The following is a 15,601-nucleotide window of genomic DNA, read 5'->3' on the forward strand; positions in this document are numbered from 1 at the left end:
GCGGAGCCGGTCGTGGTGAACGCCGTGTGCGATGGGAGGCCAGGGATCCGCTTCGGCTCGGAGACCGAGATGGTGACGACTCCGACCGTTGCCCGCGCGGCTGACTGAGCTTGATCTCACCGGTGAGCGGTTCGCCGGCTGGGGATGTCGCGTACTCCATGGTGTTCGTCGATCGTCCGTAGGTGCCAAGAGGAAAGGTGCGGTCGATGACCGTGTACCGCGCTGATCGCCTGTTGGGCACTCACTCGGAATGCCTGGAGGAACTGCGGGGTCGGGACGAGGACTGTCCGCGTGCGCATCCGGGGCGGTGACGAGGCGCGATCGACCGCTTCCCCAGGCGGTTCCCCGGCTTGAGGAGGATGTCTTGACCGACGAGCTGTGGGCTTGACTGGAACCGTTGAACCTGGTGTGCCCGAGGTGTTTCCGCTGTCCGGGTTTGCAAGCGTGCGAGGATCGGGCCGCGTTGGAGGGCATTTCTACGTGGTGCGTACAGGATCGGGTGGACCGTCGTACGCGGTTGGACCGGACTGATCGTGCGGTGCTCGTGCGTTGGTGCGCCGCCTGCCTCTCATGCTGGGGGGAGCGCCGGTTGGTGACACCAGGCACGGTGTCGCGTTCGCCTCGGCGCTTGGTCGCACAGGAGTGGACACATCCGAACCGGAGCGGGCGTCCTCCGGTTGACGACACCGTGGTGACGTTGATCCTGCGGAGGGCGCGGGAGGACACCGCATGGGGTTACCGCAGAGTCCACGTGAACTGCTCGTGGCAGGTGTTGGTCGACTCGTTGTTCGTCGCCGGGAACGAAGGGCTGGCGCCGTGCGGCAGAAGATGTGGTCGTGTGTGCCTTCCCGATCGGCCGGGACCGATCTCAAGCCCGCACCAACGCGCCGGGGGAATACCGACGGCTTTCGGACCGACGGACACGCCTTGGAACGCCGTCTGCTGCCGCACTCCGCGCGTCGTGAGGGTTGTTGTTCACGGCCTGGCCGCTCGTGAACGAGCGGCGCGGAAGACACCACGCCGTATGCGGCCGGGCTTTCTGGTGCTGCCGTCGAGCGGCGTGCACCTGTGGCTTCCGACCGCGTCACTGCGGCGGCTGACCACCGAGCGGGTGGTCGGCGGGTGGCAGGCGCAGATGGCTGGCGAGCAGCGCGGCCTGCACGCGGTTGTCCAGCCGGAGCTTGGTCAGGGTGCGGGACACGTAGGTCTTGACCGTGGACACGCTCATGTACAGGCGTTCGGCGATCTCGGCGTTGTTCAGCCCGAGGCCGACGTGGCCCAGCACCTCGCGCTCCCGCTCGCTGAGCAGGCCGAGCCGTTCGGCGGCGTCTGGGAACGCGGTTCGCGCCGCGGTCTCGCGGGCGGAGAGGCGCCGCAGCATCCGGCGGCCGACCTCGGCGGTGAGCACCGACGCGCCGCCGCTCACCGCCCGGATCGCGTTGATCAGGTCCGCCGGCGTGAGCTGCTTGAGGAGGAACCCGTCCGCGCCCGCAGTGAGCGCGTCGATCATCAACTGGTCGTCGTTGAACGTGGTCAGCGCCAGTACGAGCGGCGGGTTCCGGTCCTCCTTCAACTGCGCGGTGGCGGTCACGCCGTCCACCCTCGGCATCCGCAGGTCCATCAGCACCACATCGGGTCGGCGCTCGCGGCAGACCGCGACCGCCTCGGCACCATCGCCCGCCTCGCCGACCACCTCGATGTCCGGCGCGGACTGCAGGATCGCCGTCGTCCCGGCGCGGATCAGGGCCTGGTCGTCGACGACGAGAACCTTGATCATGACGCCGATCGTCGCACGGGGCTGTCGCCACCGCGCGGCGGCAGGTCGGCCCGCAGCACGAACCGGGCCTCGTCCCGCACCGGCTCGGCCGTGAGGCTGCCGCCCGCCAGCGACGCCTCCTCGGCGAGCAGGCGCAACCCGCGGCCCGTCCCGGGCAGGGAAGGCCGATCGTTCGGTGCGAGCGGACTGGTCACGGTGAGCCGTGCGCCGTCGTCCCCGCAGCTGAGCCGGATGTGCACGCGCGGCTCGCCGGCGTGGCGCAGCACGTTGGCCAGCGACTCGCGGACGATGCGGTAGCACAGGTCCCCGGTGACGGGGTCGCACCCGTCGGCGGACTCGTCCAGCTGGCAGGACACCTCCACGCCGAGCGACCGGTAGTCGCGCACCAGGTCCTCGACGTCGACGATGCCGAACCGTGCTGCCCCGCCGTCCGCGTCCGGTGCGGACAGCACGTCGAGCACCTCGCCGAGCTGCCCGATGGCCTCCCGGCCGACCTCGGCGATCAACTCGCAGCGCCGTCTGATCGACTCGGTCGCGGCGGCGTCGACGCTGATCGCGCCCGCCATGGTCACCATGACGGTGACGTGGTGGCCGACGCCGTCGTGCATCATCGACGCCAGCCGCGCCCGTTCGGTCAGACGGCGTTCGCGCAGGGTGCTCTCCCACAGTCGTTGTTGCCGCTCCGCGGACTGCACCGCGTGCCGTTCGCGCTCGGCGAGAGCATCCTCGAGGCTGTTCTTGGCCAGTCCCATGACGAACGGCGCCGCCGCGGCGAGCGCCCAGTAGACCAGGCCGTTGAGCCCGTTCGCGGGCAGGCTGCGCTCGAACTCGAACAGACTCCCGGCGCCGGTCACCGGTTCGAACAGCGCCTGGTGGGCGGGCCAGACCAGCAGCAGCGCCATGCCCGCGAAGGCGGGCGGCCAGCGGCGTCGCCTGGCCAGCGAGTAGGTCATCACGTAGATCGGGTACGGGAGGTCCGTCAGGACGAACGTGACGCACGCGACCACTGTGGCGGCCCAGTCGAACTCCCGACGCCACAGCGCCAGAACGACTGCGCACAAGGCCGAGATCGTGGCAAAGGCGATCGGCGTCGGTGCCGGCGCCACGCGATGCAGGCCGGTCAGCAGCCCGATGGCAGCAGGACCGCCGATCACCAGCGCCACCATCGCGTCACGCGCCCGGCGTGAGCGGAACAGGTGCTGCCAGCGTCGCATCACTCACACCATGCAAGCAGCACGACCGCCGCGGGGCGACTCGCGAGGCACGATCGGGTGGCGCGTCAACCGGAGTCCACAAGGCGGCGCAGATCGTCACCGGCAGACGACGCGGCCGATGCCTCCACAGCGGTTCTCTGGAGAGGACCGATTCTCCCGGAGGTAACGATGACCACAGTCCTGCAGCGCCCCGAGCGCGCTGCCGTCCAGGCCAAGCCCCCACGTCGGCGGACTCCGGTATCAACGCCGCGTCCCGGCGGCATCGCGGTGGTCCTGGGAGGCCGGGCAGAGGTCTTCCGGCTGGCCCCGGTGCTCGCCGGGCTGGGTGATGCGGCCAGGGTGGTGCGCGCCGACCGGCGCCTGCCGTCCGTGCCGCGTGACCGCAGCTGCTCGATCGCCGCGACGATGGAGCGGCTGGGCCGGACGTTCGCCGCCGACCGCCCGGAGGCGGTCGTGGTGCACGGCGCGTCCGACATCGCGCTCGCCGGGGCGCTGGCCGCCGACGCGAACGACATCCCGCTGGTGCGCGTGGGCGCCGGGTTGCGCAGCCACGACCTCGACTCCACCGAGGAGCAGAACCGGGTGCTGATCGACCGTGCCGCCAGGGTGCTGTGCGCGCCCACCCAGGCCTCCGTCGCCAACCTGCGGGCCGAGGGACTCGAAAGCCGGGACGTCAGGCTGACCGGCAGCACCGCGGTCGAGGCCGCGCGCCACCGCCTCATGGCGGAGGTGCACCGCCTCGCTGTCGTGCGCCGGTGGGGTCTCGAGCCGGACCGGTACGCGCTGGCCACGATCGACCACCCGGACAACGTCGACGACGAGGAGGCGCTGTTCGGGATCATGAACCAGCTGGCCGGCCTGGTGGACGCCGGTCACCCGGTCGTGGTGCCCGCGCACCCGCGGACGAGGGCGGCGATCGAGCGCAGCGGCGTGCTGTCGTGCGGAATGCGCGTACGGGTGGTTGACCGGTTGTGGCACTCGGAGTTCCTGGCGCTGGCCGCGCACGCCGGACTGCTGGTCACCGACTCGGGCGCCGTGCAGAAGGAGGCGACGGTCCTCAAGCGGCCGCTGCTGGTCGCGCGGAGGTCGACGGAGTGTCCGGAGGTCCTGGAGGACTTCGGCCGAGCGGTCGGCCGGCACGACGACCTCACCGCACTCGCCCTGGACTGGCTGGCCGACGACGGTCGCCGCGCCCGCTTGGCGGAGCTGCCCTCACCGTTCGGTGACGGGGAAGCCGGCGCACGCATCGCGGACGCGGCTCGCGCCGTGACCCGGCCCGTGGTTCGCGTCGTCGGGTGAGGGCGGACCCTCGCCTCAGCCGGTGCTGCCGGTCTGCTCGGTGCGGCGTCGTCGTGCCACGAGGGAGACGATCACGTACACGACCAGCGCGATGTTCATCAAGGTCAACACCGTGGACAGCTGTGGGGCGTCCGCTGCCACCTGCACGGTGATCAACGCGTCGTGCAGGACGTGAATGGTGATCAAGGGCCACAGCAGCCGTCCCTGCCGGTACGCCCAGGCGCTCAGCAGTGCCCAGGGCACCTTCTCGATCACGGCGATTCCGTAGTAGGCGTGGAAGGACAAGCGCGCGACGACGGCGAGAACGTACATGAGCCATTTCGGTACGTTCCAGAGCTCACACGTCCGGATGACGGCCGCGTTGGCGATGATCTCTTCGCTGACGCCCGCCGCGATCGACCAGGTGATCCAGTGGGCCAGCTGGAGCCCGCGGTCCGCTTGGATCGAGCTCGCCGGAAAGTCGTGGCCTTCCGAGACGGCGTCGACGATGGCGCTGATCGGCGCCGACAACATCTGCGACACCACCCAGATGCCGGCGGCGTAGAAGGCCGGCCGCAAACCGCAGGAGGTGAGCCGACCTGCTGTGAGCGGCGCACCCGCTCCGCGAAACGTCGCGAGGACGGCCAGGGCGACGACGATCGCCAGGCCGTTGAAGAACATGCCGCGCCACAGGTCGGACGCGCCTGCCGAGCCTCCTGCGGCGGGTTCCGCCAGCCGCGAGATCGCCAGGTAGATCGGCCAGCCGAACGCCAGCGCATAGGCGCAGCACGCGACGGCCAGCAACAACACCTTTCGGCGGTGAGGGTTCCCTTCGACCGGGCGGAGGCGGGTGAACGGCCAGAACGCGGTCCCGGTGGACGGTTCGAATTCGCGGGAAGGTTGATTCGATCGCAATTGATTCCTGCCCTCGATTCCTGTTGCGACCGGTCGAACCGGGCAATGGGGGTCCGAACAGAAAGATCTGTGACAGCCGGTATCGGCAGCGTAGCGCTCCACTCAGTGCAGTGTTCGACCGCTGCATCGCACAATGGAGTGGTTTCATCGAGCGTAAGCAGGCGCTAAAGGTTGTCCCGTAATGATCAAGAGTGTTGGCGGGGCAAGGGGTGAGAGCTGCGTCGCCTGCTGCCTGTGGTCGTTCAGGCGGTCATGGCTAGGTTGCGCAACTGGGCGATGCCTCGGGTGGCGAGCCAGACGCCGTCGCGTTTGCGGCGGCAGTTGCGCAGGATGTTTCAGGACTTTATGTGCGCTAGAGCCTGTCCTCAAAGCCAAAGTGTGAGAGTGGCCAGGTCAATCATGGCTTGGTAGGACAGGGCGGTCTTGTCGTAGCGAGTGGCGATCGCGCGGAACTGCTTGAGTCGGTTGAAGCAGCGTTCGACGACGTTGCGGCGTTTATAGATCATCGGATCGAAGGCGGGCGGCCGGCCGCCCGCCTGGCCGCGGCGTGCGCGGCCGTCGCGTTGGTCGCGGCGTTCGGGGATGGTGGCCCGGATGCCGCGACGGCGCAGGTGAGCGCGGATGGCCCGGCTGGAATAGCCCTCTGCGGCCAGCAGCAGGAACCCCTGGGCGGGACGCGGCAACACCGCGCTGCGGCGCGCCCACGCCTCCACGACCTGCGCGTCAACGCGTACGCCTTCCACCGCGCCCCACCCGTCTGCCAGCGCTGCCGGGGTGGCTGCATGTGGCAGCGTCACCAGGGCGTGCAGGTTGCCGCGAGCCTCGGCCACCACCCGGTCGCGCACCCCGGGGTCCACCGGGCCGCGCCACCGGGCTTCCAGCAGAGCGGCGGCGTCCCTCTCGCCGAGGGTGGTCAGTCGCAGGCGCGGCAGGCCGTCCAGTTCGAGGTGCTCTTGAACGTCGCGCACGGCGAAAACCACCGCGCAGCGGAGAGCATCGATCCGGCGCGCGGCGAACGTCAGCACGCGCCGTGACGGTGCGTCCCACCAGCGCCAGTCGTCGGCCACGCACACCAACGGCGTGCGGCTCGAGCTGTGTGCCAGCAGCTCCACCAACGCCACCCCGACCCTCTGCTCGTCCACTGCGACGTCGGCTCCCCGGCAGGTGAGCAGGGTCAGCAGCGCCGAGCGCAACGGCTCGGCCAGCCGGTCCACCTCCGCGCGCAGCGGCGTGCACAGCCGGTGCAGCGCCGCGAAGGGCAGCGTCCGCTCGGACAAGGCGCCGGCGACCCGCAGCACCCGGACGTCCGCCGAGGCCGACAACGCGCTCTCCAGGAGTGCCGTCGTACCCGCACCCGCCTCACCGGCCATCACGAGCGCACCGCCCCGACCGGCGCGCGCCGCCGCCACGAGACGGGTCAGCACCGCAGCCTCCTCGTCCCGGCCAGTCAAGACCGGCCGCACCCCCTGGTCATCCACGGCCTACCGCGCTCCTCCCACACCCAGTCGGCACGTCGCCTTGATCTTGGGCCCTTTTTGCTGACGTGTCAACAAAGTATGTTCGGGTGGCTCTGTCCCCGCGGATGAGCCGGACGCAGCCGTTGTGCCGCGCACCTGCAAGATCCCGATCGCCACGGCGTCCTACGGGCCGGTTGCCCGTGACGTTGTCCACCGCCGGCGAGGAAGTCGTGGAGCTGAACCGTGCGACCCCGGCGCGGGGGGTGTCCCTATGGATCTTGTCAACCAGGAACTCGATCAGTTGTGGTCGGTGAGCCGGTTCGTGAGGTCGTCCAGGCACGTGGCGAGTTCCTGTGCGCTTGTGAGTTCATAGTGAACTGGGTCGACGACGCCGGTCGCGAGGTTCCCGGTGTCGAGTTCAGCCTCGCCGCTGGTCCACACGGTGAGCTGGCCTGCCATATCGCCGGTCTCGCAGGTGACCCAGGCGGCGGACTTGTCACGCTCGGGGCCGAACGTCAGCTGCCACTGGATCCCCGCGCGTTCCCACTGTGGCGCGTACGCGCGTACGGCCGCGGCGAACTGGGCGAGGTCGAGTTCGATCACGTTGGTGATGTTATGCGGCTGCGGTGGTCTCCGGCGCCCGGTAGAAGGTCTTGGTGCGCAGCATGGCGAACAGGACGTCGCAGCGGCGTCGGGCCAGGCAGATCAGTGCGGCATTATGTTTCTTGCCCTCGGCTCGTTTGTGGTCGTAGTAGGTCCTGCTGGTGGGATCGGACAGCGCGGCGAACGCGGCGAGGAAGAACGCGCGTTTGAGTTTGCGGTTGCCGGTGCGGGCGGGGTGTTCGCCCTTGATCGAGGAGCCGGAGCTGCGGGTGACCGGGGCGATGCCGGCGTAGGCGGCGAGGTGACCGGAGGACTTGAACCCGGTGGCGTCGCCGATCTCGAGCAGGATGCGGGCGGCGGTCCTGATCCCGATGCCGGGCATCGAGGTCAGGACCCCGGCAAGAGGGTGGGCGTCGAGTATCTCCTCGACCTCGGCGGCGACCTGTTTGCGTTGCTGGAGAACGGTTTTCAGGCTGTCGGCCAGCCGGGGCAGCACGCTGTCCGCCGCGGTGGCGCCGGGAACGGTGACGGTCTGCTCGGCCAGTGCTGCCATAATCGCCGCGATGAGCTTGTCGCCCATTCTCGGCGCGTGGGCGGACGCGATCGCGGTGAGCTTGCGGCGCCCGGCCTTGGCGATGCCGGTGGGGCCGCCGCAGCGGGACAGGATCTCCAGCACCGCCGGGTGGCTGATCTTCGGGCCGATCGCGCGTTCCAAGGCGGGGTGGATGCCGGTGAGCAGGCCGCGGATGCGGTTGGCGATCCGGGTGGCCTCGCCGGCCAGGTCGTCATCGAAGCCGACCAGCACGTCCAGCTCCGCCAGGGCGTCGTCACCGACATCGACTGGGCGCAGGGTATGCGGCAGCGTGCGGGCTGCGTCGGCGATGATGAACGCGTCCCGCGCGTCGGTCTTCGCGCGGCCGGGGTAGAGGTCGGCGATGCGGCGCATGGCCAGGCCAGGCAGGTAGGCGACCTGGTGGCCGGATCCGCGGGCCACCGCGACCGGCAACGCCCCGATCGTCGCCGGTTGATCGACTACAACCAACAGCGGTCCGTGCACGGCAAGCTTGTCGAACAGCGCCCGCAGCTTGGGTTCGCTGTTGGGCAGTGGCCCGTCGTGCAGTCGTTTGCCGGTCGGGTTCAGGCCGACGGCGTGGTGTTCGCCCTTGCCGACGTCCAGGCCGAGGAACACCCCGAAACCACTGGTCATCTGTTATGCCGTTCGTTCGTCGAGGGTGGTCGCCGGTCGAGCATCGAGCGCCGGCACCCACGTTACGACGAGACCTGCCTCATCGGCGGCCGTGTCCCTATCAGCGGTCCCTCGATGCCACCAGGTCCGGTGACACCACCCCCCGGATCATGCGTTCGACTGGGGGCGTTAGTCATGCCGGACCTGGCGACCACGACTCCTTGATCAGGAGCTACAAAAAAGGTAACGGGGGATCAGCGGTGTGCTCGGCATGTTCGCAAGCCTCGCGCCAGTTCATGAAGAAGTTGTTAGGACGCGGAACCTCGCCCTATCGTCGGAGCGGTGAGCCCACACGTGCTGGTCGCGGAGGACGACGTACTGCAGGCGGAGGTGATCCGCCGGTACTTGGAACGCGACGGTTACCGCACGACGTTCGTCCAGGACGGCCAGGCCGCGCTGAGTGCTGCCCGGCGGTTACGCCCTGACCTGGTCGTGCTCGACGTGCTCATGCCCACAGTGGACGGTTTCGAGGTGTGCCGGGCGCTGCGCCGCGAGTCCGATGTGCTGATCCTCATGCTGACCGCCCGGTCGTCCGAGGACGACATGCTGCGGGGCTTGGGCCTCGGAGCTGATGACTACCTGGGCAAGCCTTACAGTCCGCGCGAGCTGATGGCCAGGACGCGCACCCTGCTGCGTCGTGCCGGGCGCACCCCGGTGAGCGATGTCCAGAGCGTCGGCGACCTGGCCGTGAACCTCACCCTGCGGCGGGTGACAGTGGGTGATCGGGTGGTGGACTGCACGCCGGGCGAGTTCGAAATGCTGGCTGCGATGACCGCTCAGCCCGGTCGCGTGTTCACCCGTCGCCAGTTGCTGGAACGCGTCGGTGGTGGTGACCGCAGCAGCGGCGAGCGCACGGTGGACGTGCACGTGCGCAACCTGCGCACCAAGATCGAGCAGGATCCCAGGCGACCGGCGTACCTGGTGACCGTGTTCGGAGTCGGCTACAAACTGGATCCCGGACGTGACCGTGCGCCGTGAGGTCCCACTGCGGCGCAGCCTGCTGGTCCGTCTGCTGTCCATCTCGCTGCTGATCGTGGTCTGCGCCATCGTCACCGCGGCGTGGCTTGCGACGCGCGGCGCGACCAGGGCGATCGAGCAGGCCCAAGGCCAGGCGTTGTCCGACGACGCGCAGGTCTACGACACGCTCGTGGGCTACGCGGCGGACCACGCGTCGTGGGACGGGGTGGACGGGCTGCTCACCGAACTCGCCGGCAGCACGGGCAGACGCATCGTGCTCACCACGCTGGACCGGCGGTTGATCGCGCAGTCGTCGCCGTCCGACCAGCCCCTGCCCGCTCGGGCCTCGGCCACCGTCGACCCGCTGCGCACCGACCCGGTCCTGCGGCCGAGCACCTCCGAGACGATCGATGCCAGGGCAGTCGGCCCGTTTCGCCTCACCGCCGCCGAGCGCGACCAGTTGCACATCGATGCCCAGGCGATCGTGCGCTGCCTGGAGGGTCGGGGTGTCCGAGCAGTGGTCCACGACACCCCCAGCGGGCGTCCGGTGCTGAACGCCGGAGACGATCCCAAGACGCAGGAACACCTGAGGTCGTCGTGCAGCAGTTGGCTGCTGCTCAACCACACGCCCACGGAGGCGCGATCGTTCGCCGAACTGGACACCGCCGTCAACGATTGCCTGCGTGACCGCGGTCTACCCGGCGCCCAGGCGCTGGACATGTTCGTCTGGCGACCGCACGACGGCGCCATCGCTCCCAGCGCGGAGCACATCGACGAGTGCGTGGCCGAGGCCAGGCGACGGCAGCTTCAGCCGTTCGTCGCGCCCGCTGCCCTGTTGTTCACCCACAGTCCCAGTACGTCGTCGCGCACGGAGTTCGCCCTGTCAGACGACGACGTCGTCCGCATCATCGCCGCCACCGGCTTGGTGCTGGCCGTCGCCGTCGCTGCCACGACGCTGCTGGCGACCAGGCTCACCCGTCCGTTGCGCGCTCTCATCGCGGCCGTCCGCGGGCCGGATGGGCGATGGACGCCTGTGCCCGCAACCAGGCGTGACGAGATCGGTCTGCTCATCGCCGCCTTCAACGACCTCGCCGCACGCCGGGAACAGGCCGAGGAACGTCGGCACCGGATGGTCAACGATGTCGCTCACGAGCTGCGCACGCCGCTGACCACCATCCGCAGCTGGTTGGAGGCCACCCAGGACGGTCTGACCACGCCTGCCTCCGACCCCGCGCTGACCGCACTGCTGTTGAACGAGACCCTGCACCTGCAGTACGTGGTGGACGACCTGCGCGACCTCGCCGCCGCCGACGCGGGCAAGCTGAGGCTGAACCCGGAGCCGGTGCGCCTCGCCGACGTTCTCGAGGAGGTCGTCGCGGCGCATTCGGGCGCCGCGGACGCCGCCGACGTCACCGTCACCTGGTGGACCACCGGCTCGCCGGTGGTCACCGCGGACGCCGTGCGCCTGCGTCAAGCGGTCGGCAACCTGGTGTCCAACGCCGTACGCCACACCCCGCCCGGTGGCGACGTCACCGTTCGCGGGGGTGTGGACGCCGGTGAGGTGGTGATCGAGGTCGCGGACACCGGGACGGGGATTGCTCCGGAAGACCTGCCGCACGTGTTCGAGCGGTTCTGGCGAGCGGACAAGTCGCGCAGCCGCGAAACCGGTGGGAGCGGTCTGGGCCTCGCCATCGTGCGTCAGCTCGTCCGTGCCCACGGCGGTGAGGTCGAGGTGACCAGCACACCGGGGATCGGGTCCACGTTCACGCTCCGGCTGCCCGCCACGGACACGCCCGCCCCGTGACGACTGTCCGTTGTGGACGGCCTGCTCCACGCCTCCAAGGCCACCTCGCCGTCCGGTGTCGGCACGTGAAGTCGAGCCCACATCCGGGATGCGTCTCGCCCCCCGCGGGCGTCTGCGGAGTCGTCCGGACCGTCGCCCCGTACACGTCGTCGTGTACCGGATGATCTGAGCACACGGCGGCTGGGGTTGTCATCCTTGGAGATGATTCCCGACCGCGGTCGTTCATCCTCGCGTCCGATGCCGTCACGCGGACCGCGACCTAGCGTCGAGGTCGTCGTGGCGAGAGCTTCCGCGGTCCTTGCGCGGAGAACGACGGCAAACTGAACCATGTTGGGAGCTGGTATGTCCGACTCGATCGAGTGTCCTCATTGCGGCCGACGGTTCACCCCTGGTGATGGGCCGGAATCGACCCGAAAGGTCCACCCCACAGTGGTGCGATGGCTGACGGAGGAGCTGACGTGGAGCGGTGAGGAGCCGACCGAGCGGATGTACGCCAGCTACCTGTACTCCTTCGGTGAGGAACCCGTCTCCCGCAGCCGCTTCGTCGACGACCTCGCTCACCTCGGCGTGCCCGAGACGATCAACGCGCAGGGCATCGCCGTTCTCACACGCAAGTGAGCGGACGTCGGCACATTGGTCACCGGAACGGAAACTGAGGTGCTGTCCTGACACCTTCTTCATATCCGAAGAGGATGGTGGGACACATGAACGATTTCCCAGTCCCCGGACCAGGAGAGCGGACAGCCGTGCCGAACCGGCGTCGCTTCCTGTCCATGACAGCGCTTGGTGTGGCGGGCGTCGCGTTCGCGGCGCCGGCCGCGATGAGCGCTTCCGGCCAGGCTTCGGGCGTCGAACACTTCGACGAGATCTACCGGGCGCGGCGGATCCAAGGGCTCGTCGTCGTCGGACATGAACGGCACCTGCCGCCGCAGTCGGTGCTCATCGACGGCCGCCCCTTGCACGTGATGCGGGACGGCAACGGCTGCTTCACCAGCGCGGTCGACCACTACCGTCCGGTGAGGTCGTTGAAGGAGGTGGCGCGCAAGGCGGTGGACCTGCTCCAAGGCGCCGAGCTGCGCACTGGTCATCACGGGATGTGGAGTCGATGACCGGGAACATCCGCAAGAACCACACCGCCTTCACCGACCGTGAGCGCGAACGGTTCCTCAACGCGGTGTTCGAATTGCAGACGACCCGGTCATCGCGCCCGCACCCGAACAACGTCGGTGGCACTGTCTACGGCGACTTCGTGGCCATGCACATCGAGGCCACGTGGAGCGGACCTGCGCACGGCACCTCCAACTTCCTGCCGTGGCACCGGCAGTTCCTCGTCGAGTTCGAGATCGCGCTCAACCAGACCTCCGCCGCCCAGCGCGGACCGCGCGTCTGCCTGCCCTACTGGGACTGGACCGTCGATCGCCAGCCGGACCGCACCCCGTGGACCGACGAGTGGCTGGGCGACGACGGAACCGGGCTGCTGGGCCAGGTCCAGCGCGGCCGGTTCGGCGTGCCCGACAACGACCTCGAGCACTTCCTGTCACCGCAGACCATGGCGCGCTTGCGTGCGGCCGATGGCATCAGCGGGTTGCCCCCGGAGGAGATGGCCGCGGTCTGGCAGGAGCTGGACCGTCGGCTGGCCGATCTGCCCGGGGAGCTGAGGAACCGGTGGTTCGTGATCCGTGTCGTGGACAACAGGCCGTTCCTGAGTCGCTTCTTCGACCTGCCGCTGGCGCCGTTCCTGCCCTTTTGGGAACGCGAGACCGAGGAGCAGAAACAGCGGCGGCGGGAGCGGGAAGGCGAGTTCTTCCGTGACCGCGGAATGGGTGTGCTCGATGTGATGGACGAGACCGCCTACGACAAGTTCCGGCCCCGGCTGGAGCTGGACCAGCACGGCACCGTGCACGCCGAACTGGGCGGCCACATGGGCGGCAGCGGTTCGCCCAACGACCCCGTGTTCTGGCTGCACCACTGCTTCGTGGACAAGATCTGGGCAGATTGGCAGGCCAAGCAGGCCGCGCGGCACCCGGTAGCCGCCCCGTACCTGCCGTTGCAGGGCACTGAAACGGAACCCGGTTACCACCAACGGTTCGCTCCTTGGAACACGATGTCCGCAGCCGACCTGATCGACACCGCCCGCATCCGCCACCCGCAACACGGGCGAGTCGGATACGTGTACCGCTGAACGGTCCACCCGCGCTCACTGTCCTCTTGAGACGCTGCTCTTGAGTGCACCCCTCGGTCTGGTGCGGGGCGCCTGAGCACGACGTTCGAACGTCGGAACCGAGTCCACCGGCCAAGTCTCAGGGGGAATCACGCCGCCGTCCGTAGCCACGGCAACCTGGCCGCTGAGCACTTCGAGGAGCTGAACACGTTCCCGACCTTGCGCGCCTGCCCCAGGACGGCGGCAACCCGTGTGCCGCGTTCGACGGAGCGGGGGCACGTTCCCTCGACCACGCTGGTGGGGAGGCGAGTGCCAAAATCGCAATCGTCTTCATCCTCCCCGCCGGGCGATGACCTCGAGCTCGGATCTCCCCGTGGAATTGGCTTGTCCGGTTGATTCGGCCAGCTGACGGCGTCGTCGTTCACGCCGAAGAGCCGGCCAGGCAGCTCACGTTCGTCGCGCGCTTCCAGGTGTTCGAGGTGTGTGGCCGACGTAGTCGAAAAAGATCTGGCTCGGTCCCACGACCAGAACACCGCGGGTGCGCAAGTGCGGTCGGGGGTAGAGCAGGTAGGCGAAGGCTCCGCGTACCAGCCGGTCGAGGCTCGATTGGTGGAGCGAGCCGCTGGTCCACCACGGCCAGAACAGACCCGGAACAGTGTGGTTCGACGATGGGCAGGGCCGGTCGTTGTGGTTGGTGCGCGGTGTGCGTTCCGTAACGCAGCTACCGGGAACCGGTCTTCAGTTCGGGCTCGGCGGCTCCTGTCGGGCCAGTTCCTCCACGGATTCGCGCCAGCGGGTGTGAAGGTTGTCCATGCCGGGCAGGGCGCGGTCGGTGACGAAGCAGGCTGTGGACGTGGTTCGGTAGGTGGTGAGTGCGACGGTCAGCGGGCATCCCTCGGGCAGTGCCATCAGGGGCGCGACCTCCTCGACCAGGTCCTGGCCGAAGCGCAGCTCGTTGCGGAGCACCACGTAGGACACCCCGGGTGTGGCGCGGTCGGGGGTGATCAGGAATCGGGTGAGTCTCGCGTACACCCGTTCCGGGATCTTGTCGGTCAGCCACCGCACCGCCTCTCGCTCACCACCGGACTTGAGGGGGGCCGTGGCACGTGCTGTGCACCGGATGAGCTGGTTGGTGGGCAGTGGCCGTCCGGGCAGGGTGATTCGCACCGGTGCGACGTAGACGCCTGGGGCGCCCACTTCGCGCGGGTGGCGGAGGTTGAGCGGAACGGCGATGTCGATGTCCCGGCCTGCGGCATGCTTCCAGTGCTCGGCGGCCCAGGACGACACGGCGCGGGCGAACGCGGCGAGGTAGACGTCGTTGACCGAGCAATTCCACGCCCGCGCGGCATTGCGCAGGAGATCGGTCGGCACGCCGATCCAGCGGAAGTTGCGCTCGGACGAGAGCGGGTGTTCCGGATCGTCCCACACGGCGGTCTTGGTGGCGTTGCGGGCCAGGGCGCGGACGGCGTACAGGATCGACCGGGCGGGTCGGGGATGTGCCTGGGCGTGGGTGGCCACGACCGCGGATGACCGGAGCGTGGAGGCGTCGGCTCGGCCGAACAGCGTTTCCAGGGTGTGCACCAGACCTGCGCCGTCGTGCAGCGAGTGGTGGGTCCGGAAGAAGACGGCGTAGCGGTCGTCGGTGTAGCCGTGGATCAGGTGGACGTCCCAGCGTGATCCGCTCCGGGGCAGCGGGGTGCGGATGATCCGCTGCACCTGGTCTTCCGGGGATTGCCCGCGTGTCAGGAGGTGGTCGTGGAGGCGGTGGTCCGGATCCTGCTCCTCGATGTTCCACCGGTCCCGGCCGGGCGCGATGGTGGTGCTCAGGATGGGCAGGGCGGGCAGGTGCTGCCTCAGGTGGGTCAGCATCCTCTGCCTCAGCGACATCGGATCGCCCTTCACGCGGAGCAGGAGTCCTATGTGCGGTGCGGAATCCGGATGTCGGGCCGTCATGTCGTGCAGGAGGAGGTCCATCGGTCGAGGCCGCATGTGCGGTGGGCGCATGTTCTGTCCGATCGCTGTCGCCGGGGCGCGACGGGGATCACGTCGGTCGCGGTGGCGCAAAGCCGCCACGGTGCGTGGTTCCGGTTGCCCCGTCAGTGGTGTGCCGTGTCGCTCGATCCGACTCGTATGGTCGTTCCCGGCGTGGGCGAGGCCGCGTACCGTCCGGAACCGCGCGGTGCTCCCTG

The 15,601-nt window shown here is 69.2% G+C and carries 13 protein-coding genes; 6 read left to right on the forward strand and 7 right to left on the reverse strand.

Annotated features, from left to right (window positions below; translation table 11 throughout):
- Window positions 1-1,084 precede the first annotated feature (1,084 nt).
- A complete protein-coding gene (locus BMW88_RS31270) occupies window positions 1,085-1,777 on the reverse strand; it encodes a response regulator transcription factor (protein ID WP_089957737.1) in 693 nt (230 codons plus the stop codon).
- Entirely contained in the window at window positions 1,774-2,991 is a 1,218-nt protein-coding gene (locus tag BMW88_RS31275) for a sensor histidine kinase (protein ID WP_089957740.1), read from the reverse strand. Before BMW88_RS31275 ends, BMW88_RS31270 begins: the two co-directional genes overlap by 4 nt.
- A 168-nt stretch (window positions 2,992-3,159) precedes the next feature.
- On the opposite strand from BMW88_RS31275, the gene BMW88_RS31280 reads away from it, so the two are divergent.
- A complete protein-coding gene (locus BMW88_RS31280) occupies window positions 3,160-4,290 on the forward strand; it encodes a UDP-N-acetylglucosamine 2-epimerase (RefSeq protein ID WP_089957743.1) in 1,131 nt (376 codons plus the stop codon).
- A 15-nt stretch (window positions 4,291-4,305) separates the two neighbouring features.
- On the opposite strand, the gene BMW88_RS31285 is transcribed toward BMW88_RS31280, so the two are convergent.
- The 4 genes from BMW88_RS31285 to BMW88_RS31300 all read right to left on the reverse strand — a co-directional run bounded on the left by BMW88_RS31285 (window position 4,306) and on the right by BMW88_RS31300 (window position 8,451).
- Window positions 4,306-5,286, reverse strand: coding sequence for a CPBP family glutamic-type intramembrane protease (locus BMW88_RS31285; protein WP_143116350.1), 981 nt, complete (start codon window positions 5,284-5,286; stop codon window positions 4,306-4,308).
- 263 nt (window positions 5,287-5,549) lie between these two features.
- The gene (locus tag BMW88_RS44515; protein ID WP_089957748.1) at window positions 5,550-6,662 is read right to left on the reverse strand and encodes an AAA family ATPase; all 1,113 of its coding nucleotides are present in this window, start codon (window positions 6,660-6,662) and stop codon (window positions 5,550-5,552) included.
- Between the two features lie 276 nt (window positions 6,663-6,938).
- A complete protein-coding gene (locus tag BMW88_RS31295) occupies window positions 6,939-7,244 on the reverse strand; it encodes a hypothetical protein (protein WP_218148268.1) in 306 nt (101 codons plus the stop codon).
- A gap of 10 nt (window positions 7,245-7,254) precedes the next feature.
- A complete protein-coding gene (locus BMW88_RS31300; RefSeq protein ID WP_089957751.1) occupies window positions 7,255-8,451 on the reverse strand; it encodes an IS110 family RNA-guided transposase in 1,197 nt (398 codons plus the stop codon).
- Between the two features lie 321 nt (window positions 8,452-8,772).
- Between BMW88_RS31300 and BMW88_RS31305 the strand changes: the two genes are divergently transcribed.
- From BMW88_RS31305 to BMW88_RS31325, 5 genes are all read left to right on the forward strand, one after another.
- Window positions 8,773-9,468, forward strand: coding sequence for a response regulator transcription factor (locus BMW88_RS31305; protein ID WP_089957753.1), 696 nt, complete (start codon window positions 8,773-8,775; stop codon window positions 9,466-9,468).
- Window positions 9,452-11,251, forward strand: a complete 1,800-nt coding sequence (locus BMW88_RS31310) for a sensor histidine kinase (RefSeq protein WP_245778178.1) — start codon at window positions 9,452-9,454, stop codon at window positions 11,249-11,251. Before BMW88_RS31305 ends, BMW88_RS31310 begins: the two co-directional genes overlap by 17 nt.
- A gap of 432 nt (window positions 11,252-11,683) precedes the next feature.
- The gene (locus BMW88_RS31315) at window positions 11,684-11,869 is read left to right on the forward strand and encodes a hypothetical protein (protein ID WP_143116351.1); all 186 of its coding nucleotides are present in this window, start codon (window positions 11,684-11,686) and stop codon (window positions 11,867-11,869) included.
- Between the two features lie 155 nt (window positions 11,870-12,024).
- Window positions 12,025-12,360: a tyrosinase family oxidase copper chaperone gene (locus BMW88_RS31320; protein ID WP_089958051.1), complete on the forward strand. Its 336-nt coding sequence runs from the start codon at window positions 12,025-12,027 to the stop codon at window positions 12,358-12,360.
- Complete coding sequence (locus BMW88_RS31325; protein WP_089957759.1) at window positions 12,357-13,433, forward strand: tyrosinase family protein; 1,077 nt, start codon at window positions 12,357-12,359, stop codon at window positions 13,431-13,433. The genes BMW88_RS31320 and BMW88_RS31325 overlap by 4 nt, the downstream gene beginning before the upstream one ends.
- A 717-nt stretch (window positions 13,434-14,150) precedes the next feature.
- On the opposite strand, the gene BMW88_RS31330 is transcribed toward BMW88_RS31325, so the two are convergent.
- The gene (locus BMW88_RS31330; RefSeq protein WP_177221498.1) at window positions 14,151-15,299 is read right to left on the reverse strand and encodes a wax ester/triacylglycerol synthase domain-containing protein; all 1,149 of its coding nucleotides are present in this window, start codon (window positions 15,297-15,299) and stop codon (window positions 14,151-14,153) included.
- Window positions 15,300-15,601: the final 302 nt, after the last annotated feature.

It is taken from the genome of Lentzea xinjiangensis (genome assembly GCF_900110955.1).
In the GTDB taxonomy this organism is placed as follows: domain Bacteria; phylum Actinomycetota; class Actinomycetes; order Mycobacteriales; family Pseudonocardiaceae; genus Lentzea; species Lentzea xinjiangensis.

Excerpts from the sequence above, each read along its gene's own strand:
- BMW88_RS31270 (WP_089957737.1), bottom strand. The coding sequence starts at position 1,777 with ATGATCAAGGTTCTCGTCGTCGACGACCAGGCCCTGATCCGCGCCGGG.
- BMW88_RS31280 (WP_089957743.1), top strand. The coding sequence starts at position 3,160 with ATGACCACAGTCCTGCAGCGCCCCGAGCGCGCTGCCGTCCAGGCCAAG.
- BMW88_RS31320 (WP_089958051.1), top strand. The coding sequence starts at position 12,025 with ATGACAGCGCTTGGTGTGGCGGGCGTCGCGTTCGCGGCGCCGGCCGCG.
- BMW88_RS31300 (WP_089957751.1), bottom strand. The coding sequence starts at position 8,451 with ATGACCAGTGGTTTCGGGGTGTTCCTCGGCCTGGACGTCGGCAAGGGC.
- BMW88_RS31275 (WP_089957740.1), bottom strand. The coding sequence starts at position 2,991 with ATGCGACGCTGGCAGCACCTGTTCCGCTCACGCCGGGCGCGTGACGCG.
- BMW88_RS31330 (WP_177221498.1), bottom strand. The coding sequence starts at position 15,299 with ATGTCGCTGAGGCAGAGGATGCTGACCCACCTGAGGCAGCACCTGCCC.
- BMW88_RS31325 (WP_089957759.1), top strand. The coding sequence starts at position 12,357 with ATGACCGGGAACATCCGCAAGAACCACACCGCCTTCACCGACCGTGAG.